The 23,004-nt window shown below is 60.8% G+C and carries 17 protein-coding genes, 1 pseudogene and 1 other annotated feature; of the genes and pseudogenes, 13 read left to right on the plus strand and 5 right to left on the minus strand.

Annotated features, from left to right (window positions below):
- The first annotated feature begins 13 nt into the window (after window positions 1–13).
- Both Q7V03_RS05625 and Q7V03_RS05630 read left to right on the plus strand, forming a co-directional pair.
- Window positions 14–1,651 carry a proton-conducting transporter membrane subunit gene (locus Q7V03_RS05625; protein ID WP_304924630.1) on the plus strand — a complete coding sequence of 546 codons (1,638 nt, stop codon included), beginning with the start codon at window positions 14–16 and terminating at the stop codon, window positions 1,649–1,651.
- Between the two features lie 32 nt (window positions 1,652–1,683).
- Window positions 1,684–4,083, plus strand: coding sequence for a YbcC family protein (locus Q7V03_RS05630; protein WP_304924661.1), 2,400 nt, complete (start codon window positions 1,684–1,686; stop codon window positions 4,081–4,083).
- Window positions 4,084–4,193: 110 nt separating this feature from the next.
- Here Q7V03_RS05630 and Q7V03_RS05635 read toward each other — a convergent pair.
- Window positions 4,194–4,445, minus strand: a pseudogene (locus Q7V03_RS05635) (ATP-binding protein); the annotation flags it as partial.
- Between the two features lie 191 nt (window positions 4,446–4,636).
- Between Q7V03_RS05635 and Q7V03_RS05640 the strand changes: the two are divergent.
- From Q7V03_RS05640 to ileS, 6 genes are all read left to right on the plus strand, one after another.
- A complete protein-coding gene (locus tag Q7V03_RS05640) occupies window positions 4,637–5,458 on the plus strand; it encodes a helix-turn-helix domain-containing protein (RefSeq protein WP_304924631.1) in 822 nt (273 codons plus the stop codon).
- 9 nt (window positions 5,459–5,467) lie between these two features.
- Complete coding sequence (locus Q7V03_RS05645; protein ID WP_304924632.1) at window positions 5,468–6,487, plus strand: ArsJ-associated glyceraldehyde-3-phosphate dehydrogenase; 1,020 nt, start codon at window positions 5,468–5,470, stop codon at window positions 6,485–6,487.
- Window positions 6,484–7,740 carry an organoarsenical effux MFS transporter ArsJ gene (gene arsJ, locus Q7V03_RS05650; RefSeq protein WP_304924633.1) on the plus strand — a complete coding sequence of 419 codons (1,257 nt, stop codon included), beginning with the start codon at window positions 6,484–6,486 and terminating at the stop codon, window positions 7,738–7,740. The genes Q7V03_RS05645 and arsJ overlap by 4 nt, the downstream gene beginning before the upstream one ends.
- Window positions 7,741–8,328: 588 nt before the next feature.
- Window positions 8,329–8,386, plus strand: a sequence feature (sul1 is cis-regulatory element that is thought to sense ions involved in sulfur or methionine metabolism; They are found in Alphaproteobacteria).
- 67 nt (window positions 8,387–8,453) lie between these two features.
- Entirely contained in the window at window positions 8,454–9,944 is a 1,491-nt protein-coding gene (locus Q7V03_RS05655; protein WP_304924634.1) for a SulP family inorganic anion transporter, read from the plus strand.
- A gap of 14 nt (window positions 9,945–9,958) precedes the next feature.
- Window positions 9,959–10,840, plus strand: coding sequence for a universal stress protein (locus Q7V03_RS05660; RefSeq protein ID WP_304924635.1), 882 nt, complete (start codon window positions 9,959–9,961; stop codon window positions 10,838–10,840).
- A gap of 726 nt (window positions 10,841–11,566) precedes the next feature.
- On the plus strand, window positions 11,567–14,506 hold the full coding sequence (gene ileS / locus Q7V03_RS05665) for an isoleucine--tRNA ligase (RefSeq protein WP_304924636.1): 2,940 nt from the start codon (window positions 11,567–11,569) through the stop codon (window positions 14,504–14,506).
- Window positions 14,507–14,651: 145 nt separating this feature from the next.
- Here the strand turns inward: ileS and Q7V03_RS05670 are convergent, their stop codons facing one another.
- Complete coding sequence (locus Q7V03_RS05670) at window positions 14,652–14,843, minus strand: DUF1127 domain-containing protein (protein ID WP_304924637.1); 192 nt, start codon at window positions 14,841–14,843, stop codon at window positions 14,652–14,654.
- A gap of 145 nt (window positions 14,844–14,988) precedes the next feature.
- Here Q7V03_RS05670 and Q7V03_RS05675 point away from each other — a divergent pair, with 145 nt between their 5' ends.
- From Q7V03_RS05675 to Q7V03_RS05690, 4 genes are all read left to right on the plus strand, one after another.
- Window positions 14,989–15,864 carry a LysR family transcriptional regulator gene (locus Q7V03_RS05675; protein ID WP_304924638.1) on the plus strand — a complete coding sequence of 292 codons (876 nt, stop codon included), beginning with the start codon at window positions 14,989–14,991 and terminating at the stop codon, window positions 15,862–15,864.
- Window positions 15,864–16,310, plus strand: a complete 447-nt coding sequence (locus tag Q7V03_RS05680; RefSeq protein WP_304924639.1) for a methylated-DNA--[protein]-cysteine S-methyltransferase — start codon at window positions 15,864–15,866, stop codon at window positions 16,308–16,310. Before Q7V03_RS05675 ends, Q7V03_RS05680 begins: the two co-directional genes overlap by 1 nt.
- Window positions 16,311–16,420: 110 nt before the next feature.
- Window positions 16,421–17,293, plus strand: coding sequence for a class I SAM-dependent methyltransferase (locus tag Q7V03_RS05685; protein WP_304924640.1), 873 nt, complete (start codon window positions 16,421–16,423; stop codon window positions 17,291–17,293).
- Between the two features lie 76 nt (window positions 17,294–17,369).
- Window positions 17,370–18,230, plus strand: coding sequence for an EamA family transporter (locus tag Q7V03_RS05690; RefSeq protein WP_304924641.1), 861 nt, complete (start codon window positions 17,370–17,372; stop codon window positions 18,228–18,230).
- A gap of 106 nt (window positions 18,231–18,336) precedes the next feature.
- Here the strand turns inward: Q7V03_RS05690 and Q7V03_RS05695 are convergent, their stop codons facing one another.
- From Q7V03_RS05695 to Q7V03_RS05705, 3 genes are read right to left on the minus strand one after another with little or no spacing between them, the layout of a single operon-like run.
- On the minus strand, window positions 18,337–19,035 hold the full coding sequence (locus Q7V03_RS05695) for a phosphatidylcholine/phosphatidylserine synthase (RefSeq protein WP_304924642.1): 699 nt from the start codon (window positions 19,033–19,035) through the stop codon (window positions 18,337–18,339).
- Window positions 19,036–19,084: 49 nt separating this feature from the next.
- A complete protein-coding gene (locus tag Q7V03_RS05700; protein ID WP_304924643.1) occupies window positions 19,085–20,011 on the minus strand; it encodes a tyrosine recombinase XerC in 927 nt (308 codons plus the stop codon).
- Window positions 20,008–20,700, minus strand: coding sequence for a DUF484 family protein (locus tag Q7V03_RS05705; protein ID WP_304924644.1), 693 nt, complete (start codon window positions 20,698–20,700; stop codon window positions 20,008–20,010). Before Q7V03_RS05705 ends, Q7V03_RS05700 begins: the two co-directional genes overlap by 4 nt.
- Before the next feature lie 101 nt (window positions 20,701–20,801).
- Here Q7V03_RS05705 and Q7V03_RS05710 point away from each other — a divergent pair, with 101 nt between their 5' ends.
- Entirely contained in the window at window positions 20,802–22,994 is a 2,193-nt protein-coding gene (locus tag Q7V03_RS05710; RefSeq protein WP_304924645.1) for a primosomal protein N', read from the plus strand.
- The last annotated feature ends 10 nt before the right edge of the window (window positions 22,995–23,004 follow it).

Genomic DNA, 23,004 nt, shown 5'->3' on the forward strand with positions numbered 1-23,004 from the left:
AACAGAACGTATTATGACAAACAATGAATTTTACGCGGCGCGGCTGCACGACTACCACCGCCAGACCAAGCGTGTCGGAAAGGATACTCCCGTGACCCCAGCCCTGCTGCCTTATCTCGCCCCCGTTGTCCTGTTGCTCTGCGCGGCCCTGGGGGCATGGCGTTCCGGGCGACGGCCTGCCGGACAGGCGCTTGCAGCCGAAGCGGCGGGAATGATCGGCATTGCAACGGCGTTTGGGTCGGTGGCCCTGCTTATCCTGTCCGGCCCATCCACGGCGAACCCCTTACCCGGCCTGTCGATACGGCTGGATGTGATCAGCGCGGTGATGCTGTGTTTGGTCAGCTTTATTGGCTGGGTCGTGCTGCGCTATGCGGCCACCTATGTGGATGGCGAGGCGCGGCAGGGCGCGTTCATGGGCTGGATGTGTGCCACACTGGCCGCTGTCATGTTGCTGGTGACGGCGGGGCACCTCGTGCAACTGGTGCTGGCCTGGATCGCCACCAGCCTGAGCCTGCATCAGTTGCTGCTATTTTACCCCGACCGCCCACAGGCGCGCCGTGCCGCGCACAAGAAACTGGTCACGTCGGGACTGTCCAATCTGGTGATTATCGCCGCGGCGCTTGTGTTGTGGCGCGGCTTTGGCAGCGGCGATATCGCGACGATCCTTGACGCGGCACGCTCAGGCATTGCCCCGACGGCGGCGGCATGGGCGGCGGGGCTGATCGCACTGGCTGCCGTACTGAAATCGGCGCAGTTCCCCACCCACGGCTGGCTGACCGAAGTGATGGAAACGCCGACGCCGGTATCGGCCCTGCTGCATGCGGGCGTCATCAACGCAGGTGGGTTCCTGATGATCCGCTTTGCCGATGTGATGTTGACGGCCCCCGGCGTGCTGGCGGTGCTGGTGATGCTGGGCGGGTTCACCGCAATTTTCGGCGGCATGGTGATGCTGACCCAATCGGCGGTCAAAACCTCACTCGCGTGGTCCACCGTGGCGCAGATGGGGTTCATGGTGCTGCAATGCGGGCTGGCGCTGTTCCCCCTGGCGCTGCTGCACATCGTCGCCCATTCGCTGTACAAGGCGCACGCCTTTCTGGCCTCGGGGGGGGCAGTTGATGCCGTGGCGCTGATACAAAGGCCGGGGCCGATTGCGGTTCCTTCAGGGGCAAAGGTGGGGCAGGCGTTTCTGGCAGCGATGGCGATCTATGTGCTCATGACGCTGGGGTTCGGATTTTCGACCGGGTTAGATCACAAGTCTCCACAAGCGATTGCGCTGGGGGCGATCCTGATCTTTGGGGTGGCCTATCTGATTGCGCAAGGGTTGGCGGGTGCCGCACCCCGAGCGCTGACCCTGGCCACGGTGATCTATGCGTTGGCAGCATCCTTGGGCTATTTTGCGCTGCAAGCAGCGGCTGAGGCGCTGACCACTGGCACCCTTCCCGTCACCCCCGCCCCCGGCCCGCTGGAATGGACACTGATCGTGCTTGCGGTCCTCAGTTTCGGTCTGGTCGCCGTCGCGCAGGCGCTGTTCCCGCTGTGGGCACATCATCCGGCGGCGGCAGGGCTTCGCGTGCATCTGACAAACGGACTTTATGCCAACGCGGTATTTGACCGGCTGCTGGGCGGCTGGTCAAAATCCCGCGACGTCTGATTTCATTTAATAACAAGGGTTCCTTCATCATGATGATCCATCACCCCGATTTTGACCTGACCCCCAGCGCCGCCCTGGTGGCAGCCGCCAATACGGCCGCCCGTGCGATCCCGCCACTGTTCCCACTGACCAGCAGCGTTGCGGTGAACCCCTATCTGGGCCAGAGCGGCGACACATTGGCGATGACGGCCGCGCGTCTGGGCCGGGTCGCAGGTGCGCCGGTCACGCCGCCGCGCGACTGGTATCTAGCGCGCATTGCCGATGGCCGGATCAGCGATGATGATCTTGCCGGAGCGCTTGCTGCATCACCTGACGCGCACCCCGTGACCCTTGCGATGCTGAAGGCTGCCGTCCGTCAACCTGCCCTCCAACAACGGGCACTGCCGTCTGTGGCGCAATTGGCCGCCGAGGCCTCGGGCATCGACTGGCCTGCCATAGTCAACGACCGCTTCAGCGCCTGGGCGGCGGGGCATTTCGATAAGGGGCAGGCCCTGTGGACAACAGCACCGGGGACATCGGCCTATGCCGCATGGCGCAGTTTTGCATCCCGTGATCTGACGCCGGAAATCGCCGGACTATCGGGCTTTGCTGCGTTGGTCGCCAGTGCCCCCGCTACGGCGGCCGAGGCGCTGGCGATGGCCACTTTCCGGCTGGGCTTGCCGGATGCGGCGATGGAGACAGCGTTTCACGCCACATTGATGTCGCTTGGCGGATGGAGCCAATATGCCCGCTATGACCTGTGGCAAGCCGAACTGGCCGGGGGCACCGACAGCGCCGTTACCGATTTGCTGGTGATCCGGCTGTTGTGGGATGTAGCTCTGCTCAGGCAATACAACGAGATGATCGGCTCGGCATGGGCCGATAGTGTGGCCGCACATGCGCAACCTCTGCGCCCGACCTCCGATCAGGTGATCGACGTCATCCTGCAAGAGGCGTCCGAGCGTGCAGCGCAGCGCGACATGACAGCCGCCTTCGCCGAACCCTGCTTCACTGCCCCACAAAATCGCCCCACACTACAGGCAGCATTCTGCATCGACGTGCGATCCGAAGTGTTTCGCCGCGCGCTTGAAAGCGTGGACCCCGGCATCCAAACTATCGGCTTTGCAGGTTTTTTCGGTGTCTTCGTCGAACATCACCCTTTTGCATCTGACGTGGCCGAGGCGCGATTGCCGGTGTTGCTAAACCCAACACTTAAATCTTCTGCGCGCTCGCCCCATGCCGGGGCCGAATATGCCGCCCGGATCGCCGCCCGCGCCAAACGGGCCTGGGGCCGGTTCAAACTGGCCGCCGTGTCGTCCTTTGCCTTTGTCGAGGCGACCGGGCCGATCTATGCGGGCAAGCTGGTGCGCGACGCCCTTGGCCTGGGCCCGTCGCACCTGCCGCGTGATCCGGCACCACAGCTGTCACCCGGTCTAGATACCGCGCAAAAGCTGGCTTCGGCGGAAATGGTCCTGCGCGCCATGTCGATGACAGACGGCTTTGCCCGTGTGGTCCTGCTGGCAGGACACGGCGCGAATGTCACCAACAACCCGCACGCCAGCGCGCTGCATTGCGGCGCCTGTGGCGGCTATTCGGGCGAGGTCAACGCACGGCTGCTGACCGCTTTGCTGAACGACCCCGAGGTGCGGCACGGGCTGCCCGCGCGCGGCATCACCATTCCGGGCGACACGTTGTTCGTGGCGGGATTGCATGACACGACCACTGATGATGTGCTGGTCTACAGCGGTGATCATCCGTCAACGGGTCACAGCAAAGATCTAGCTGACCTGACGCGCTGGCTGGCCGCCGCCGGGGTGATGGCGCGTGGCGAACGTTCCCTGCGTCTGCCACGGGCCAAAGGTGGCCGCGACATTGCCCAACGGTCGCGCAACTGGGCAGAAATGCGCCCGGAATGGGGCCTTGCGGGATGCCGCGCGTTCATCGCAGCGCCCCGGCATCGCACGGGCGCACAAAACCTTGGTGGGCGGGCGTTCCTTCACAGCTATGATTGGCGGCAAGATACAAGCTTTGGCGTGCTGGAACTGATCCTGACTGCCCCTGTGGTGGTAGCGAGCTGGATCAGCCTGCAGTATTACGGATCGACCGTGGCCCCTGCGGTCTTTGGGGGCGGCAACAAACTGCTGCACAACGTGACAGGTGGCATCGGCGTGGTCGAAGGCAATGGCGGCCTTTTGCGCACGGGACTGCCTTGGCAGTCTGTGCATGACGGGGCGGGTCTCGCTCACGAACCTTTGCGCCTGTCTGTCATCATCGAGGCCCCGCAAGACGCCATCAACGACATTCTCTCACGTCATAATGCAGTAAAGTCCCTGTTCGACAATCGCTGGCTGCATCTGTTCACTCTTGATGACGCAGGTCAGATGCAGGGGCGCTATGTGGGTGGGTTAAATTGGGCGCAGGGCGATCGTATTCCGACAACGCAGGCAAATTGATCGGCAAAGGGTCTTAACGTCTGCGGACTGGTGTCTTGCGCCGTGCCTGAAACTTATGTGCGCATTTCGCGAAATGTGGCACTGATTTCGCGCGATGATGGGCACGCGTTTCAGGCCATCGTAGGCAGTCTGACCGACGTTTTCATGGGGTAGTTTGGAGCGGTTTGGTCAAGGGTTTGCGTGACCACGCCCCTGCGTCTGAGCCTTTCACCCGAGAGGTTGAGACGATGGGCGTTGTGAACAAGACGGTCGAGGATGGCATCGGCCAGAGTTGGGTCGCCGATGGCCTTGTGCCAATGTGCGACGGGCAGTTGGCTTGTGACGATGGTGGAGGCGCGACCGTGGCGGTCTTCAAGGGTTTCCTACTTCGCCCTTGCCGGTGAAGAACGGGAACCGCGCTGGGTCTTGCAGAAACCAGAGAAAGGACATTGGGCGACGCTTCGTGCACCTGAGTGATCCTGCGACGACGCACACAACAGCGCGATGACATGCCTCAACGGCTTTTACAAAAGCTTCACTTGGAAAGCACAAATAGTTCTGATATTCAGGAATCATGGAATTAAATCACGCCACTCGGACCTTCATGGCCCTCGGGCATCCCGGCCGCCTTTCGGTGTTCCGCATGCTGATGCGCTTGGCCCCTTCGGGTGGGCGGCCGACTGAGATTGCCGAAGCCTTAGGGCTAAAGCAGAATACCCTGTCCCACTATCTGGGCGAACTTGAAACCTGCGGCCTAATCCGCAGCGTTCGTCAGGGGCGATCGCTGTTCTATTCGGTCGATCTGGCCCGAACTGCGGGGCTGGTCGATTATCTGGTCAACGACTGCTGCCGGGGACGGGCTGACTTTTTGTGTGAGGCTGCAGAGGAACGAACCGCCATGTCGCAACCCTACAACGTCTTGTTCATCTGCTCGGGCAATTCGGCGCGCTCCATCTTTGCCGAGGCAATCCTGAGCCGGATCGGGGCCGGGAAATTCCGCGCCTATTCGGCGGGGACGCGACCGGGCAGCCAATTGAACGACTTTGCGGTCGCCATTCTGAAACGAAATGGGCTGGATACTGACGGGTTGCGCGCCAAGCACGTGTCCGAGTTTGAGGCGCCGGATGCGCCTCGCATGGATTTCATCTTCACGGTTTGTGATGCGGCCGCCGCCGAAGAATGCGCGCCCTGGCCGGGTCAGCCCATAACGGCGCATTGGGGCGTACCCGACCCGGTGAAGGCCACCGGAACCGAAGCCGAAAAGGGTCTGGCCTTCGCCAAGGCTTTTTCGGAACTGAACCGCCATATCCTGGCCTTTTCGGCCCTGCCTATCGAACAACTTGACCGTGTGGCGCTGCAACGCAGTCTCGACACCATCGGCCTGACCCGAGCCTAAGGAGACAAAATGACCAGCATCGCTTTGAACGGCCTTGGCCGCATCGGAAAGCTTGTACTGCGCGATCTGATCGACAGCGGGGCTGGCGGCGAGATCGTGCTGATCAACGATCCCACAGGCACGCCGGAACAGCATGCCCTTCTGATGGAGTTCGACTCGGTTCACGGCCGCTGGAAGGCCAATATCGGCTTTGACGACGCCAGCCTGACGATCAACGGCCAGCGCATGGCGGTGACGGCGGCCAAGCGGATCGAGGATTTGCCTTTGGCCGCTATGGGCATTGATCTGGTTATCGACTGCACGGGCGTGTTTAAAACCGCCGCCAAACTCGCCCCCTATTACATCGCGGGCGTGAAGAAGGTGGTGGTCTCCGCTCCGGTCAAAGATGGGGGGGCGCTGAACCTCGTCTACGGCATCAACCATGGTGACTATGATGGCTCGCAGGACCTGATCACGGCGGCGTCTTGCACTACGAACTGCCTGGCCCCGGTGGTCAAGGTGATCCAAGAGGGCATCGGCATCCGCCATGGCTCGATCACCACGATTCATGATGTGACCAACACCCAGACCATTGTCGACCGTCCCGCCAAGGACATGCGCCGGGCCCGCTCGGCCCTGCTGAACCTCATCCCTACGACGACCGGCTCCGCCACCGCCATTACCCTGATCTACCCAGAGCTGAAGGGGCGGCTGAACGGTCATGCCGTCCGGGTGCCGCTGTTGAATGGCTCGTTGACCGATTGCGTGTTCGAGGTGGCGCGGGAGACCACCGTCGAGGAAGTCAACGCGCTGTTCAAAGCCGCCGCAGACGGCCCGCTGAAGGGCATTCTCGGCTATGAAACGCGGCCTTTGGTGTCGAGCGATTACACCAACGACCCGCGATCGTCGATCATCGACGCGTTGTCGACCATGGTGGTGAATGGCACGCAGGTGAAGATTTACGCTTGGTATGACAACGAATGGGGTTACTCCTGCCGTTTGGCTGACATTACCCGCATGGTGGCCCAGAGTCTGACGGAGCCGATGTGAGCGGGGCGCGCAACCCCGGCCTTGTCGCCTACGCGGCGGTGACGGCGGCCTATTGGGCCTTCATGCTATCGGATGGCGCTTTGCGGATGCTGGTGCTGCTGCATTTCAACGGGCTGGGCTTCAAACCGATCCAACTGGCCTGGCTGTTCCTGCTTTATGAACTGGCGGGGATCGTGACCAACCTTGCGGCAGGCTGGATCGCGGCAAGGTTCGGGCTGGCGATCACACTTTGGTCGGGCTTGCTGATGCAGATCGCGGCGCTGGTCGGGCTGGCACAACTGGACCCAAGCTGGAGCATCCCACTCTCGGTCGGCTTCGTGATGGTCGTACAGGGGATGAGCGGCGTGGCCAAGGATCTGGCCAAGATGTCGTCCAAATCGGCGGTGAAACTTCTGGCGCCCAAGGGCGACGGCACGCTGTTCCGCTGGGTTGCCCTGCTGACCGGGTCAAAGAACGCGGTCAAGGGCGTGGGCTTCTTCCTAGGTGCCGTGCTTTTGGTACTGGTCGGGTTCAACGGCGCCGTCTGGGGCATGGCTGCCGTGCTGGCGGTGATCCTGGCTGCGATCTGGCTCTTCATGCCCGCCGGACTGCCGATGGGCAGCAAAGCGGCAAAGTTCTCCTCGGTTTGGTCGAAAGACATTCGCGTCAACCGGCTGAGCCTTGCGCGCATGTTTCTGTTCGGCGCGCGGGACGTGTGGTTTGTCGTCGGGATCCCGGTCTATTTTCAGGCCATCCTGTCTGATGGCACGCCCGATGGCCGCCGCTTTGCCTTCTTTCTGATTGGTGGCTTCATGGCGCTTTGGATAATCGCGTATGGCGCTGTGCAGGCGGCAGCCCCAAAACTCTTGAATGCAAAGGGCAAATCCGAGGCCGAGATCATCGCCAAGGCCATCGCTTGGGCTGGGTATCTGGTGCCGATCCCCTTTGCCTTGGCTCTGGCAGCTTGGGTTGCAGGCGCGCCTGCGCTTTGGCTCAGCCTTGTCATCGTGACAGGCTTGCTGGCCTTCGGCTATGTTTTTGCCATCAACTCCTCTGTCCATTCCTACCTGATCCTCGCCTTTTCCAAGGATGAACGGGTCAGTCAGGACGTGGGCTTCTACTATATGGCCAATGCGGCGGGACGCTTGGTGGGCACGCTGTTGTCCGGTGTCAGTTATCAGATTGGCGGTCTTCCCCTGTGCCTTGCGACCGCTGGGCTGATGGCCACGCTGAACTGGCTTTCCGTTCGAAGACTGGCGCCAAAGCACCCTTGATGCTCTTTCACGCCCGCCGGTCGACGCAATCCGGCACCCCAAAGCACCGACTGTTCATCGAATAGGCGATGATCATGCCGTCTGCCCCACCTTGGGATCAGTGTGCCAAGCAAGGACCTTGCGATGAACACTGGCAGTCGACGGCCGACACTGCACTGTGCCGGGATCGAACAGCTGGCGATAGATTTTCTGAAACCTGCCAAGTCAGGTTGCGCGGCACACCGCCGCCCTTTCGCCGGGCGCCGTTTCGAGTTGTAGAGTGACGTGGTGACCGATCCTGAAGTTGTACTCCAGTTGATCGGTCACTCGGTCGAGGAAGGTGTCGATGAACTGATCTACGGCCGCCTGTCCAACGTTCTTGAAGGTTGAGCGAGAGAAAACATGGCGTACAAACGCTGGCGTGAGCATCTGCCGATCATTCCCGCAGACGCCAAGGAACACAACGTCATCTGCCACTCTTGCATCGTCGGCTGCGGCGACAAAGCCTACCCGCCCGGTTGATTTTCACGCTCCAGCCAGACCCCAAACTGTCGACATATCTGCGCGGTTGCCATTTTCCGAGAACGTCGATATGTCATTTTGCAGCAAAATGGAGCTGGGTGCGATTCCCGGCTGGCTCTTCCGGCCGCCGATCCGCCGGACCACCGTCAGACAGACCCCAAAGAACTATCGATCAGACGCGCGGCGCCGGATCGGTCTGGAACGGATTTTACATGATTTCTCTCGACGCTTACCGCAACCAGTGGTTTGGCAATATCAAGGCCGACCTGCTGTCGGGCCTTGTCGTGGCCTTGGCACTTATCCCCGAGGCGATAGCCTTTTCCATCATCGCGGGCGTGGACCCCAAGGTGGGGCTTTACGCCAGCTTTTCCATCGCCGTCATCACCGCGATTGCGGGCGGGCGACCGGGTATGATCTCGGCGGCCACAGCGGCGACTGCCGTGCTGATGGTGACCTTGGTCAAGGATCACGGGCTGCAATACTTGCTGGCCGCTACCGTGCTGGCGGGTCTTCTGCAAATCGGCATGGGCCTGGCAAAGCTGAGCTTCGTGATGCGCTATGTCTCCAAATCCGTCATGACCGGGTTTGTGAACGCTCTGGCGATCCTGATATTCATGGCGCAACTGCCGGAACTGGACCCGACCAAGGTGACCTGGCTGACCTATGCCCTTGTCGCGGCGGGTCTGGCGATCATCTACCTGTTTCCGTATGTGACCAAGGTGGTGCCGTCGCCTCTGGTCACCATCCTTGTGCTGACCGCGCTGACGCTGACTTTTGGTTGGGATGTACGTATTGTCGGTGACATGGGCGCTTTGCCCGATACCTTGCCGGTGTTCCTGATCCCGCAAATCCCGCTGACCTTTGAAACCCTGCAGATCATCTTTCCGTACGCGCTTGCCGTCGCTGTTGTGGGCCTGCTGGAAAGCCTGATGACACAAAACCTGATAGATGATCTGACCGACACCAAATCAAGCCGCAATCAGGAGTGCATCGGCCAAGGGCTGGCCAACACGGCGACCGGTTTCATCGGCGGCATGGCGGGCTGTGCCATGATCGGGCAAAGCATGATCAATGTGAAATCCGGTGGACGCGGACGGCTCTCGGCCTTTTCTGCGGGTGTGGTCCTGTTGATCATGGTCGTCGGCCTTGGCAAATGGGTCAGCCAGATCCCGATGCCGGCCTTGGTCGCCATCATGATCATGGTCAGCGTCGGGACGTTTTCGTGGTCGTCAATCAAGAACCTGCGGACCCATCCCAAATCATCCTCGATCGTGATGGTCGCCACTGTCGTCGCGGTTGTTTACACACACAACCTGGCCATCGGGGTGCTGCTGGGGGTGCTGCTGTCCGGCATCTTCTTTGCCGGAAAGATATCACAGTTGTTCCGCGTGACGACCACCATCAGCACCGATGGCCGGGTGCGGACTTACCGGGTTGAGGGCCAGTTGTTCTATGCCTCGGTCGAGGATTTCATGAACGCCTTCGATTTCAAAGAGGCTCTGGAGCGGGTGATCATCGACGTCACCTATGCCCATATCTGGGACATCTCCTCCGTGCAGGCGCTAGACATGGCGGTGCTGAAATTCCGCCGCGACGGGGCCGAGGTTGAGATTGTCGGCATGAACGCAGCCTCTGAAACCATCGTCGACAAGCTCGCCGTGCATGACAAGCCAGAGGCGATGGACAAGTTGATGGCGCATTGAGGGAGGGGAAAGACATGACCGAACAACCGAATAGAATCGTCGCCTGCAAGATTGTCGCCTTGGTCGATGGCTCCATCTACTCCGCCAGCGTCTGCGACCATGCCGCTTGGATTTCTGGACGCACTGGTGCGCCGGTGGAACTGGTCCACGTGCTGGGTCGCCGCGAGGCCCCCGATGCGCAGGACCATTCCGGCGCCATAGCGCTTGGCGCACGGACCGCCCTGATGGAACAGCTGGCGGAACTGGATGCAAAACGTGCCAAGTTGATCAGCCACCGGGGCCGCGCCATTCTGGAGGATGCCCAAGCGATCCTGAACAAAGCAGGGGTGACAGAGATCACCACGCGTCTGCGCCATGGCGATATCTTGGAAACCGTTGCGGAAATCGAAGCCGATGCCCGCGTGATCGTCATCGGCAAGCGCGGCGCGGCGGCGGATTTCGCGAAGGGGCATCTGGGGTCGAACCTTGAACGCATCGTGCGCGCCAGCCACAAACCGGTGTTCATCGCCTCGCGCGCATTCAAGCCGATTGCCAAGGCGCTGGTCGCCTATGACGGCGGGGCCTCTGCGATGAAAGCGGTCGATCACATCGCCCGCAGCCCCTTGTTTCGCGGAATGGCCGTCCATGTCGTTACGGTGGGCAGCGCGACGGCCGAGGCCGTGAAGGGTCTGGAAGATGCCAAGGCACAGCTGAAAGCGGCGGGGATCGAGGCAGAGACTTCGATTCTGTCCGGTCAGCCCGAAACCACCTTGTGCAAGCTGGTGGAAGAAGACGCGCAGTTCGACATGTTGGTGATGGGCGCCTATGGCCACAGCCGCATCCGCAGCCTGATCATCGGATCGACCACAACAGCCATGATCCGGTCCTGCAAGGTGCCGGTCATCTTGGTGCGGTGACGGCACGATCTGGCTTCACCGTCCGTACGAAAACGGCAGGTCTTGAGACGCAATGTGTGGATTGTTCCACGTTGCAGACGCCCGCGCGGTGACGTGCGGGCCATGCACCTCTAGAGGTGCCACTGGTTGTTCCTACGCGAACCGCAGGGCCAGCCGCGACGCATGCAACAGCGGCGAACATGCCAGGACAGGATGGCCATCGGGAAGAGCTCTTGTCATGGAAGCTGGCCACCAAGCCCAGCTTCCATGTTGAATCAGAAATGGCTCTCCGCCGGCAGCCCCAGAGTCACGCAATGATCATCCCGCTTTAGCAGTGGGGCATTGCGCTAAAACAGGGCGATTTTGCAGGCCAGTCGCTGATGAGGGAAGCGAAAATCGGGGCCAAGGTTTGATGGCTTCGGACAGCTGCATAAAATGCGGAGACAACGGTTTCGAGCTGGGCTGGCAAGATGGGGAAACGGGCGAGGGGGGGCATATAGTGCTCCTGTCCGCCCAAGGGTGCGGGTTTTGCTGCCGGGGTGCAATGCTGCGCACTGACGCAGGGCTTTGACCTTTCCTTTCGGCTTTCCTATAAGGCCCGCATGGACCGCATAATCGTGAGCATAAACCGAATTATCGGCCCGGCGCTCTGAGCCTTCAGACGCCGGGAGACTGGTGCGTTGCACCCCACCGATACCCCCATTTCAAGGGCTGCCCTTCTCAGGCCCAACTGCAAGGACTGCCGCGATGTGCGCTGATGTGACCGCTGACTATTCCAACACCGTTTTCCTGCCCGAAACTGAGTTCCCGATGCGGGCGGGCCTGCCTGCGCGCGAGCCGGATTGGCTGGCGCGGTGGGAGAACATTGGGGTTTACGACCGCCTGCGCGAGAAGGCTGCGGCGGGCGCGCGCACCCCGTTCACCCTGCATGACGGCCCTCCTTACGCCAACGGCCATCTGCACATTGGTCATGCGCTGAACAAGATCCTGAAGGATATGGTGGTGCGCAGCCAGCAGATGATGGGCAAGGATGCCCGCTACGTGCCGGGCTGGGATTGCCATGGGCTGCCGATTGAGTGGAAGATCGAAGAGCAGTACCGCGCCAAGGGTCTGAACAAAGACGACGTCGATATCGTCGATTTCCGCCAAGAATGCCGCCGCTTTGCCGAGGGCTGGATCGACGTGCAACGCGCGGAATTCAAACGGTTGGGCGTGACGGGGAAGTGGGAAAAGCCATATCTCACGATGGATTATCACGCAGAAGCGGTGATCGCGGATGAGTTCATGAAATTCGTCAACAACGGCTCGCTGTATCAGGGCTCGAAGCCGGTGATGTGGTCGCCGGTGGAGAAAACCGCGCTGGCCGAGGCGGAGATCGAGTATCACGATCATACGAGCCATACGATCTGGGTGCGGTTTAAACCTGTATTTGCGTTGCGCGACGCGACCAAGAGCCACACAGCGGCAGTTCAAGATCTATTAAATTCAAGCGTGGTGATCTGGACCACTACACCGTGGACCATTCCGCAAAACAGAGCAGTGTCGTTTAACTCTACAATCGCATATGGCGCATATCGTATCGACGCTGCTGCGGACAATTCAACGGCTAGGGTCGGTGAAGTCATTTTGTTGGCCGATAAACTGGCCGACGCTGTTATGACCGCGGCCAAAGTAAGTGATTTCTCGCGCTTGCATGATGTAAGCGCCGACGAACTCGCGGGTCTTACTCTCGCCCACCCCTATCGCGGCATCGAAGGCGGCGCGGGTGAATGGGATTACGATGTTCCCCTGCTCACCGGCGATCATGTCACCGACGACGCGGGCACCGGGTTTGTGCATACCGCGCCCTCGCACGGTGATGACGACTATCAGATGGGCCTGAAATTCGGCCTGCCGATGACCTACAACGTCGAAGCCGATGGCTCTTACCGCCAAGACCTGCCGCTATTCGGTGGCCAGTTCATCATCAATGCCGAGGGCAAAGAGGGGGCCGCCAACGTCAGCAATATCAAGGCTCTGCATGCGCAGGGTGCGCTGCTGGCCAAGGGCAAGGTCAAGCACTCTTACCCGCATTCGTGGCGATCGAAGGCTCCGGTGATCTACCGCAACACGCCGCAGTGGTTTGTGGCCATCGACAAGCCGCTCGATGACGGCATGTCGACCTATGGCGACACGATCCGCAGTCGCGCGCTGAACTCGATCAATCAGTTGGTGACGTGGACGCCGATTGCGGGGCGTAACCGTCTGCACTCGATGATCGAGGCGCGACCCGATTGGGTTCTCAGCCGCCAACGCGCTTGGGGTGTGCCGCTGACCTGCTTTACCAAAGTGGGCGCGAAGCCGACCGACGCCGATTTCCTGCTACGCAATCAGGATGTGAATGCGCGGATCAAGGAAGCGTTCGAGGCCGAAGGCGCGGATGTTTGGTATGTGCAAGGATTCAAGGAAAAGATGCTGCATGGCATCGTGGATCCGTCGCAGTACAATCAGGTCTTCGACGTGCTCGACGTGTGGTTTGACTCTGGCTCGACCCATGCTTTCGTGCTGCGCGACCGCGAGGATGGCAGCAGCGACGGCATTGCCGATCTGTATTTGGAAGGTACCGACCAGCATCGCGGCTGGTTCCATTCCTCGATGCTGCAAGCCTGCGGCACCAAGGGCCGCGCGCCTTACCGGGGCGTGCTGACGCATGGTTTCACGCTGGACGAGAAGGGCATGAAAATGTCCAAATCGGTCGGCAATACCGTCGCCCCGCAAGCGGTGATCGACGAATATGGCGCGGATATCCTGCGGCTTTGGGTGGCGCTGTCGGATTACACGGTGGATCTGCGCATCGGTAAAGAAATCCTGAAAGGTGTCGCTGACAGCTATCGCCGCCTGCGCAATACGATGCGGTTTTTGCTGGGGAATTTGGCGGGCTTTACCGAGGCTGAGAAGGTTGCGCACGCCGATATGCCCGAGTTGGAGCAATGGGTTTTGCACCGTCTGGCGGAACTGGATGCCGAGGTGCGCGCAGGCTATGCGCGCTACGATTTCCAAGGCGTGTTCCAGAAGCTGTTCACCTTTGCCACCACCGATTTGTCGGCGATCTACTTCGATATCCGCAAGGATTGCTTGTATTGCGACCCCGCAGACAGCCAACGCCGCCGCGCCGCGCGCACGGTTTTGGATATCGTGTTCCACCGTTTGACCACTTGGCTCGCCCCGGTTTTGGTGTTCACCATGGAGGAGGTTTGGCTGTGCCGCTTCCCCGGTGAGCAATCGTCGGTGCATCTGGTGGATATGCCGGAAACTCCGGCTGGGTGGCTGAACCCGGTGCTGGCGGCGAAGTGGGAGGGCATCCGCACGGTGCGCCGTGTCGTTACAGGTGCATTGGAAGTGCAGCGCACGGCGAAGGTGATTGGCGCCAGCCTAGAGGCGGCACCCGTGGTGCATGTGGCGGACACGGCGATTCTGGCGGCGTTGAAATCGCTGGATTTTGCCGAACTCTGCATCACCTCGGATCTGCAACTGACCGCCGACCCTGAACCGGCCGAGGCGTTCCGTCTGCCCGATACGCCGGGCATCGGCGTGGTGTTTGAGCGGGCGGAGGGTGAGAAATGTCAGCGCTGCTGGCGGATTTTGCCGGACGTGGGCAGCCATAAGCATCCGGGCACCTGCAAGCGGTGTAACGACGCGTTGGGCTAAGCAATCCGGACTTGATCCGGGGCCTTTGGGCCCGCCATCGGGCCCCGGATCAAGCCTGGGGCGGCTTGGGTTTTTGGGTTGAAACCTGGATGCAAAAAAACGGGCAGAGGTCGCACCTCTGCCCGTTAAAGTCGTCAGGGAAATCTTAGGCGTGAAACGGCGCGAAATAGCCGGATTTCGGCTGGGCAGGTGCGCTGTCTGCGATCAAGCTCTGCACTTCACAACGGGTAAGGCCAATATCCTCAAGCAAATGATCATCGGCGCGGCGCAGCAGGCTGCCGATGGACTGACGCAGAGCGTGGCGCTGGCGCAGGGTGGCGAGGATGGAACGGATCATGGCGGACTCCTTCATGGTGCGGTTGGCATGGTGCTGTTTGATCGGACGGCTTCGTTTCGGATAAGACTGTTTTGCTCGAATCCTTGACATAAGACAAACGAATAGAAATGATGCCTCCCATCTGTTCCATAGATGGCTGCCTGCGATGATCCCCCTCGACAGTGATTTGATGCGGGCGTTTCTGGCGGTGGTGGATACTGGGTCGGTGACGGCGGCGGCGGATCGGGTGGGGCGCACCCAATCGGCGGTGTCGATGCAAATCCGCAAGCTGGAAGAGAGCCTTGGGCAGCCGCTGTTCACCCGGCTGCCGCGCGGCGTGGTGCTGACGCCACGCGGCGCGCAACTGCTGCCGTATGCGCGGCGTGTCACCAGTTTGCTGGAGGAGGCGGCCACCGCCTTGCGGGAAAAACCGCTTGCGGGCCCCGTGCGGATTGGTATCCCGGATGAATATGCCGAGACGATTTTGCCGCGCGCACTGGCTGCGTTTTCTGAAAGGCACCCCGGTGTGGAGGTGACGGTGCGCTGTGATTTCACCGCCCCACAGCAGGCGGCGTTGGACGATGATCAGCTTGATCTGGCAGTGATTTATGACAGCAGCCACACCTCGGGGGATGAGGTGTTGTGTCTGGACCCGACGGTGTGGGTGACGTCGATCGCCCATGCCCAACACCTGCAACAACCGGTGCCGGTGGGGGTGTATTTCCGATCCGATTGGTGCCGCGATTTCGCTTTGCGCTCTTTGGATCAGCAAAGCATCCGGTGGCGGGCGGCGTTTGAATGTGACACCTCGGCCAGTCTGCGGGTGGCGGCGCGGACGGGGCTGGCGATCTCGCCCCTGTCACGCAGCACGATCCCGCCGGGCTGCCGCGAGTTGACCAATGCCGATGGTTTCCCCATCGTTGACCGCGCCCGCGTCGTGCTGAAACGCAATCCGCGCGGCGGGTCTGCGGCGATTGAGGGGCTGGCGGATATGCTGCGCGAGGCGTTTCGGCCACTGGCTTCGTTGGGGACTTTGGCGTGATGCAGGCCGGGATGCAAAGCCCGCTGGGGCCGATCAGTGTGACCGAGAGCGGCGGTGTGATCACGGCACTGCATTGGCAGGCGGGGCCCGTGGCGGAGTCGCCGTTGTTGATCGAGGCTTTGGCACAGTTGGGGGCTTATTTTGAAGGTCGTTTGACCCAGTTTGATCTGCCTTTGGATTTTGGAGTTGGGTTTTCTGAGAAGGTGCGGCGGGCGATGGCGGCGATTCCTTATGGGCAGACGCGGCAATATGGTGATCTGGCGCGCGAGATTGGGGCACCTGCGCAGGCGATTGGGCAGGCGTGCGGCGCCAATCCGATCCCGGTTCTGATCCCCTGTCACCGGATTCTGGCAGCCAAAGGCTTGGGTGGATTTTCGGCGAAGGGCGGGGTGGAGAGCAAGGTTTTTCTGCTCAGATTAGAAGGCGCGGCCAGTCTTTTAATTTGATCGGACCTGCTGATTTGACCATCCGAATGGCCAGAGGTGCCTGTTGTACAAGTCAAAAGTCGCATCTAGTCTCTGGTGAACGGTAAGCTTTGGAGCGGAGAGACGCGACGATGGATGAGAAAAAACAGCGCGTCAAACTGTTTGCAAAGCCGGGACATTATTACAGCCCCGTTGGCAATCACGCAGAGTTGCAGAGCTTTTGGCAATCAGATCATCACGCCCGGCAATATGCACGGGTGGATGCCTTGTTGGATTATGATGCCATGCGGGCGCTTTACGAGAAAATCGCGCCGCTGGTCGTGGCGTTTCCGATGAAGCCTTCTGATGGCTTCAGATATTACGGCCACAACACGCAGTTTATGTATTACGATGCTGCTATCTTGTCAGCGATGCTGCGCTGGCTGAACCCGCGCCAGATCATTGAAATTGGGGCGGGCTATTCCTCGGCAGTGATGTTTGACACGCTGGATGTGATGACCGATGCCAATTTGGAAAAATTCACCACGATCGACATCGACTTGACTCGCATCATGGGGCTGAACCCGCCCAACAGTTCGTGTTTGATCGAGGCGCCGGTTCAATCTCTGCCGCTGGACACCTTCACGGCACTGGAGGCGGGCGACATCCTGTTCATTGACTCGTCGCATGTTTTGAAGACCGGTAGCGACGTGCATTACGAATATATGCATATCCTGCCAGCGCTGAAGCCGGGCGTGATCGTGCATATTCACGACATTTTCTATCCGTTCGAGTATCCAGAACGGTGGGTGTTTAACGACAACAGGTCGTGGAACGAGATCTATCTTGTTGATGCCATGTTGACGCATGGCAACGCCTTTGAGGTGATGTTCTTCAACGATGCCGTACTGCAAAAACTGGGGTCCGAGTTGAAAGCCAAGGGCGACATGTTTGAGCGGTTTACGCGTGAGAAAACCAAGCAGATGGAACGCAACAATGGCTCGATCTGGCTGAGAAAGCGGTAAGTCCAGTTTGCGCCAGACCTTGCCTATTCAAGGCCGCTCTGTAACAGTTTGGTGACATTTACAGGCGGGATTGATCTTGAGCTTTGCCATTCTGCTGGCCGTCCTTGGCTCGGCTTTCCTGCACGCCCTTTGGAACGCGCTGATCAAAACCGGAACCTCGCGGATGGGGGCGATGATCATCCTGTCAATTGGCGAGGTGCCGATTGGCCTTGCGGTGGCCGCGTTCTGCCCGTTGCCTGCACCGGAAGTGTGGAAATGGGTGCTGATGGCGGGCTGCGCGCATTTCTTCTACAAGTCGTTCCTGACCTATGCTTACGAGCATGGCGATCTTTCGCGCGTGTATCCGATTGCGCGCGGATCGGCCCCTTTGATTGTGGCGCTGTTGGGCCCGCTGTTGGCGATGCTGTTGCCAGCAGCCATGCCTGCGGATGCGCTGACGCTGCACGAATATGGCGGGATTTTTGTCTTGGGCTGCGGGATTCTGCTGATGGCGCAGGGTATCTTTTCGAACGGCGAAAGCCGCAAGATGCTGCCGTTTGCGCTGGGGTCGGCCTGTGCGACGGCCAGTTATACGCTGCTGGATGGTCACGGCGCGCGGGTGGCGGGAGATGCGATTGCCTATGTGGCGTGGGTTTTTGTGGCGGACGGGTTGATGTTTGCGACCGGGATGCTGGCGTATCGGGGCCTTGATGTGCTGCCGCGCGACCGTAAGGCTTGGGGCGTTGGCATGATTGCGGCGGCGGCGTCTTATGGCGCGTATGGCGTGTCGGTCTGGGCGATGACGAAAGCCCCGATTGCGGTGGTGGCTGCGGTGCGCGAAACCTCGATCCTGTTTGCGGTGCTGATTGGCTGGCTGGTGTTTGGTGAGCGGATGACCAAGGGAAAGGCCATTGCTTCGGCGGTCATCGTCGCTGGGGTGATCTTGACGCGGCTGTGAAAGTCTTCCCCGCGGGGAATGACTTGTGTTTTGAGTGGCGGTTTGGCGGGTTTTTCCACTATATCTTGTGTTCAGCATCGCCATTGCGACGAAAGTAGTCGCTTGCTTAGTGACTCGTCCTGTCGGGGATAATCTGTTGGGCAATACCGGCCAAACACAGATACAGCGACGTGATCACCAAGCCCCAATGCGCCAGAGAGCCTTCGGCGAAGTTCATCCACGCCGCCCAACCGGCGCAGATCACCCAAGCCAGCGACATCGGCAAGGTCACCCAGCGCCAGCGCTTGGTGCGGGTGGGGTGGACGAATTTCAGCCGCAGAAACATCGCCACGGTCAACAGGATCACCGCAATCAGGATCACCCATTGCGAGGGCGCGACAGCAAACAGCACCAGCACCACCATGTTCCAGCAGGCCGGAAAGCCCGAGAACGACTTATCCTTGGTTTTCATCCGGGTATCGGCGAAATAGATCACCGAGCCATAGCAGATCGCGATGATCGCGAGCCAGCCGGTCCAGCCATCCAACATGCCGGATTTGAACAAAGCATAGGCCGGAATGAACACATAGGTCAGGTAATCGACGATCAGATCCATCAACACGCCGTCATAGATCGGAAAGTTGTTCGGGGTGTCATAGCGCCGCGCAAGTGGGCCGTCGATGCCATCGACGAACAGCGCCACCACCAGCCACAGGAACATCACCCGCCAGTTGCCTTCAACCGCCGCGAGCATCGCGAACATCGAAAGCACCGCGCCAGAGGCGGTCAGCAGGTGGACGGAAAGAGCTTTAATACGAATATCCATGCGCTGTGATCGCTCAAATCGGGATTCGGGGCAAGGGTTGGGGCGTAAATCAGGCGCGGGGATGGGCTTTTTCGTAAACTTCCATCAGGCGGGCGGCATCTACTGCCGTATAGGCTTGGGTCGTGGAGAGCGAGGCATGGCCCAGAAGCTCCTGTATTGCGCGCAAATCTCCGCCTGCCGAAAGCAGATGGGTGGCAAAGCTGTGGCGCATCGCATGCGGGGTGGCGGTGGCGGGCAGGCCAAGCTGCATGCGGGATTTTTCCATCACCAAGGCGATCAGGCGGGGGTTCAGCGGGCCACCGCGCGCCCCCCGGAACAACGGTTCGGCGCGGGTCAGATCATAAGGGCAGAGCCGGGCATAGTCGGCCACGGCATCGCGGGTGATGGGCAGCGTTGGAACAAGCCGCTCTTTGCCGCCTTTGCCGAGGATGCGCAGGGTGTCGGGCAAAGGGTGGGCTGCCCCGGTCAGGCCCAACGCCTCGGATATCCGCAAACCGCAGCCGTAAAGCAGCGTCACCACGGCGATGTCGCGGGCGGCGATCCAATCTGTCCGGGCTTGCGCGCCGACTTGGGCGATCATGTCGCGCGCGCCGTCGACGGTCAGCGGGCGCGGCAGTTTGCGGCGGAATTTCGGGCCACGCTGCGAGAGGACGGCCGTTGCATCTATGTTTTCGCGGTCGGCGACCCATGCGATGAAGTTTTTTACCGCGGACAGTTCGCGGGCCAGACTGCGCGACGAGAGTTTGCGTTCGCGCTCGGACGCCATCCACGCACGCAGGTCGGATTGATCGACCTTTGCGATGGCTTTCAGACCTTCGGATTCGCCATGGTGAACCGCAACGAAGGCCAGAAACCCGGTCACATCATGGGCATAGGCGGTCAGTGTGTTCACCGCCACCGCATCCAACGCGCGCAGATGTTCCAGCCAGCGCGCCAGCGCATCGCGTTGCGCGGGCGGGATGGCTGCGCTGTTCACGACAGCCAGCGGCGCATGGTGCGTTCAAACACGCCCGCGAAGAAGGCCAGCAGGTCGGTGCCATGCGTCGGTTTGAACTGATGCGGGTCTTCCGCGCCCAAAACCAACATCCCCGGCAAACGGCCCTTGCCGAAATCCAGCTTCATCAGCGCTTCTGACCTGATCCAGCCCGCGCGCTCGCCATAAAGCGCATCCGATTGTGGCAGCACCTGCCGCAACACCACCGGGCGCAGCGGCACATTGCGCCCGCCCGAGATGTATTCGCCAACAAACCCCGGCTTGGCCACATACAGCACATCGCCCAGTTTACGCAGGGCTGGGTCTTCGGCATCCTGCACCGATTCCAGCACCAAGCGCGCGCAATCGACGCGCAAAGTGCCTGCCACATCTGATGCCAAAGTCTTGAGAAACTCCTCAAAACTTAAGGGGTCCATCATCTGCAAAATCGCGCGGTGTACCTGATTGGTTCCCGCGAGATTTTCATAGGCGGCCGCAATCACCGAGCGGTGGGTGTCTTCAAGGCGGTCGAGACGCCCCTCAAGACGCTCCATCGCGATGCCGCGCAGATCGACGATATTGCTGCCCATCAACCGCTCATTCGCGCCGATCAGCGCGTTCATCACATCGCGGTCTTCCAGCAGAACCTCGGGTTCCGCGAGGATTTTGTCGCGCAGTTCCTGGTCGATCATGCTTGGCCTATCTCGGTTTTTTGTAACTATAGCAGATTGGAGTGGGTTGCGGTGGCTTGGGTGGGGGTTTACCTCAAAACCACATAACAAGGAAAGAGTGGATGGTGGTCGAGCGGGTCTATCAGGCGGGGGATTTGGTCGGCGTGCTGACCACCGAGCCTTTGGGCCGCATGCTGGATTACAAAGCCCCCGAGGGCGGCTGCGGCGATGGCGATTTCGTCGAGGTGCCACTTGGGCCGCGGAAAGTTATTGGCGTCGTTTGGGGCAAGGGCGAGGGCAAGTTCGATCCAGCGCGTATCCGTGCGGTGTATCGCGTGCTGGATGCCGCCCCGATGCGGGCCGAGTTGCGCTCGTTTTTGACCCGCGCCGCCGAATACACCCTGACGCCGATGGCCGCGATGCTGCGCTTGGCGACCCGCGCGCCGGGGTTGGGTGACCCGCCGTCGATGAAGAAGACCTATGCTTTGGGGCCGGTGATCCCGAACCAGATGACCGAAGCGCGGTTTCGAGTGGTTGAGGCTTTGCGGCGGTTTGGTAGCGCCCCGGTGACTTTGGGCGAATTGGCCGAAGAAGCGGCTTGTGGGCCTGCGGTGGTCAAAGGCCTTGTCAAGCTGGGCGTGGTGTTGGAGCAGGATGCGCCGCGGGATCTGCCTTATCCGGCCCTCAACCCGGTGACAAATACGCGGCTGGCGGGGGATCAGGTTGTTGCTGGCGATGCGCTGGTCGCTTTGGTCGCCCAAGGGGGGTATTCGGGGACGTTGTTGAAGGGCGTCACCGGGTCGGGCAAGACGGAAGTGTATCTGGAAGCAGTGGCGGAATGTCTGCGCAAGGGGCGGCAGGCACTGGTCTTGCTGCCCGAGATTTCGCTGACGGCGGATTTCCTGACCCGCGTGCAGGCGCGGTTTGGCGCGCGGCCCGCGGAGTGGCATTCGGGTGTCACGATGACCGAACGGCGTCGGTTGTGGCGGATGGTGGGGCAGGGCGAGGCGTCTTTTATCGTAGGCGCGCGGTCGGCTTTGTTCCTGCCGTTCCGCGATCTGGGGTTGATCGTGGTCGATGAGGAACACGACACGTCCTACAAGCAGGAAGAAGGCGTGTTCTATAATGCCCGCGATATGGCGGTGCTGCGGGCGGCGATTGTGGGGGCTCCGATTGTTTTAGCTTCGGCTACTCCGTGTCTGGAGACTTGGGCGAATGTCGAGGCGGGCAAGTATGGCCGCTTGGATCTGGGCGCGCGGTTTGGCGTGGCGGAACTGCCGGATATGCAGGCGATTGACATGCGGGCGCAGAAACTGGCGTCAAATACGTGGATTTCGCCGAAGCTGGCGGCGGAAGTGAAGGTGCGGATCGCGCGCAAAGAGCAATCTTTGCTGTTCCTGAACCGTCGCGGCTTTGCGCCGATCACTTTGTGCCGGGCTTGTGGGCATCAGGTTGGCTGCGACGATTGCGATGCGCGGATGGTGGAGCATCGGTTTTTGAAGCGGCTGCAATGCCATCAATGCGGCGCGACCAAGCCGATCCCGACCGAATGTCCGGCGTGTAAGGTCGAGGGCAAGATGGCTCCGGTTGGTCCCGGCGTGGAGCGGTTGGCGGAAGAAGTGGTGGCTTTGTTCCCGGAGGCGCGGGTGGCGGTGCTGTCGTCTGACCTGTTCGGCTCTGCCCGCGCGCTGAAAGAGCAGATTGTGGCGATTGCCGAGGGGGCTGCGGATATTATCATCGGCACGCAGATCGTGGCGAAGGGGCATAACTTTCCGCTGCTGACTTTGGTGGGGGTGATTGACGCTGACCTTGGCTTGCAAGGCTCAGATCTGCGCGCCGCCGAGCGGACGTTTCAACTGATGCGGCAGGTTGCGGGGCGGGCGGGGCGTGCGGATAAACCGGGCACCGCGCTGTTGCAGACGTTTCAGCCCGAGCATCCGGTGATCCGCGCTATCCTTGGTGGCGATGAGGAAGCCTTCTGGCGCGCCGAGGCCACCGAGCGGCGGATGGCCGGGGTGCCGCCTTATGGCCGGATGGCGGGGATTATCCTGTCGTCGCCCGATGTGGCGCAGGTGTTTGATTTTGGCGCGGAACTTGCCCGTCGCGATGAGCCTTTGCGCAAAGTGGGCGCGCAGGTTTACGGGCCAGCGCCTGCCCCGGTTGCTAGGGTGCGGGGGCGGCACCGCGTGCGGCTGTTGATCAAGGCTGAGAAGACCGCCCCTTTGCAAGCCGCGATTGCCGAATGGGTGGGCCAATTCAAACTGCCGAACAATCTGCGGCTTTCCATCGACATTGACCCGCAAAGCTTTTACTAGGCGCGCAACT

The organism is Cypionkella sp., from assembly GCF_030652235.1.
In the GTDB taxonomy this organism is placed as follows: Bacteria; Pseudomonadota; Alphaproteobacteria; order Rhodobacterales; family Rhodobacteraceae; genus Cypionkella.

Coding starts and splice junctions, on each gene's coding strand:
- Q7V03_RS05625 (WP_304924630.1), top strand. CDS start 14: ATGACAAACAATGAATTTTACGCGGCGCGGCTGCACGACTACCACCGC.
- Q7V03_RS05630 (WP_304924661.1), top strand. CDS start 1,684: ATGATCCATCACCCCGATTTTGACCTGACCCCCAGCGCCGCCCTGGTG.
- Q7V03_RS05640 (WP_304924631.1), top strand. CDS start 4,637: ATGGAATTAAATCACGCCACTCGGACCTTCATGGCCCTCGGGCATCCC.
- Q7V03_RS05645 (WP_304924632.1), top strand. CDS start 5,468: ATGACCAGCATCGCTTTGAACGGCCTTGGCCGCATCGGAAAGCTTGTA.
- Q7V03_RS05655 (WP_304924634.1), top strand. CDS start 8,454: ATGATTTCTCTCGACGCTTACCGCAACCAGTGGTTTGGCAATATCAAG.
- Q7V03_RS05660 (WP_304924635.1), top strand. CDS start 9,959: ATGACCGAACAACCGAATAGAATCGTCGCCTGCAAGATTGTCGCCTTG.
- ileS (WP_304924636.1), top strand. CDS start 11,567: ATGTGCGCTGATGTGACCGCTGACTATTCCAACACCGTTTTCCTGCCC.
- Q7V03_RS05670 (WP_304924637.1), bottom strand. CDS start 14,843: ATGATCCGTTCCATCCTCGCCACCCTGCGCCAGCGCCACGCTCTGCGT.
- Q7V03_RS05675 (WP_304924638.1), top strand. CDS start 14,989: ATGATCCCCCTCGACAGTGATTTGATGCGGGCGTTTCTGGCGGTGGTG.
- Q7V03_RS05680 (WP_304924639.1), top strand. CDS start 15,864: ATGCAGGCCGGGATGCAAAGCCCGCTGGGGCCGATCAGTGTGACCGAG.
- Q7V03_RS05685 (WP_304924640.1), top strand. CDS start 16,421: ATGGATGAGAAAAAACAGCGCGTCAAACTGTTTGCAAAGCCGGGACAT.
- Q7V03_RS05695 (WP_304924642.1), bottom strand. CDS start 19,035: ATGGATATTCGTATTAAAGCTCTTTCCGTCCACCTGCTGACCGCCTCT.
- Q7V03_RS05705 (WP_304924644.1), bottom strand. CDS start 20,700: ATGATCGACCAGGAACTGCGCGACAAAATCCTCGCGGAACCCGAGGTT.
- Q7V03_RS05710 (WP_304924645.1), top strand. CDS start 20,802: ATGGTGGTCGAGCGGGTCTATCAGGCGGGGGATTTGGTCGGCGTGCTG.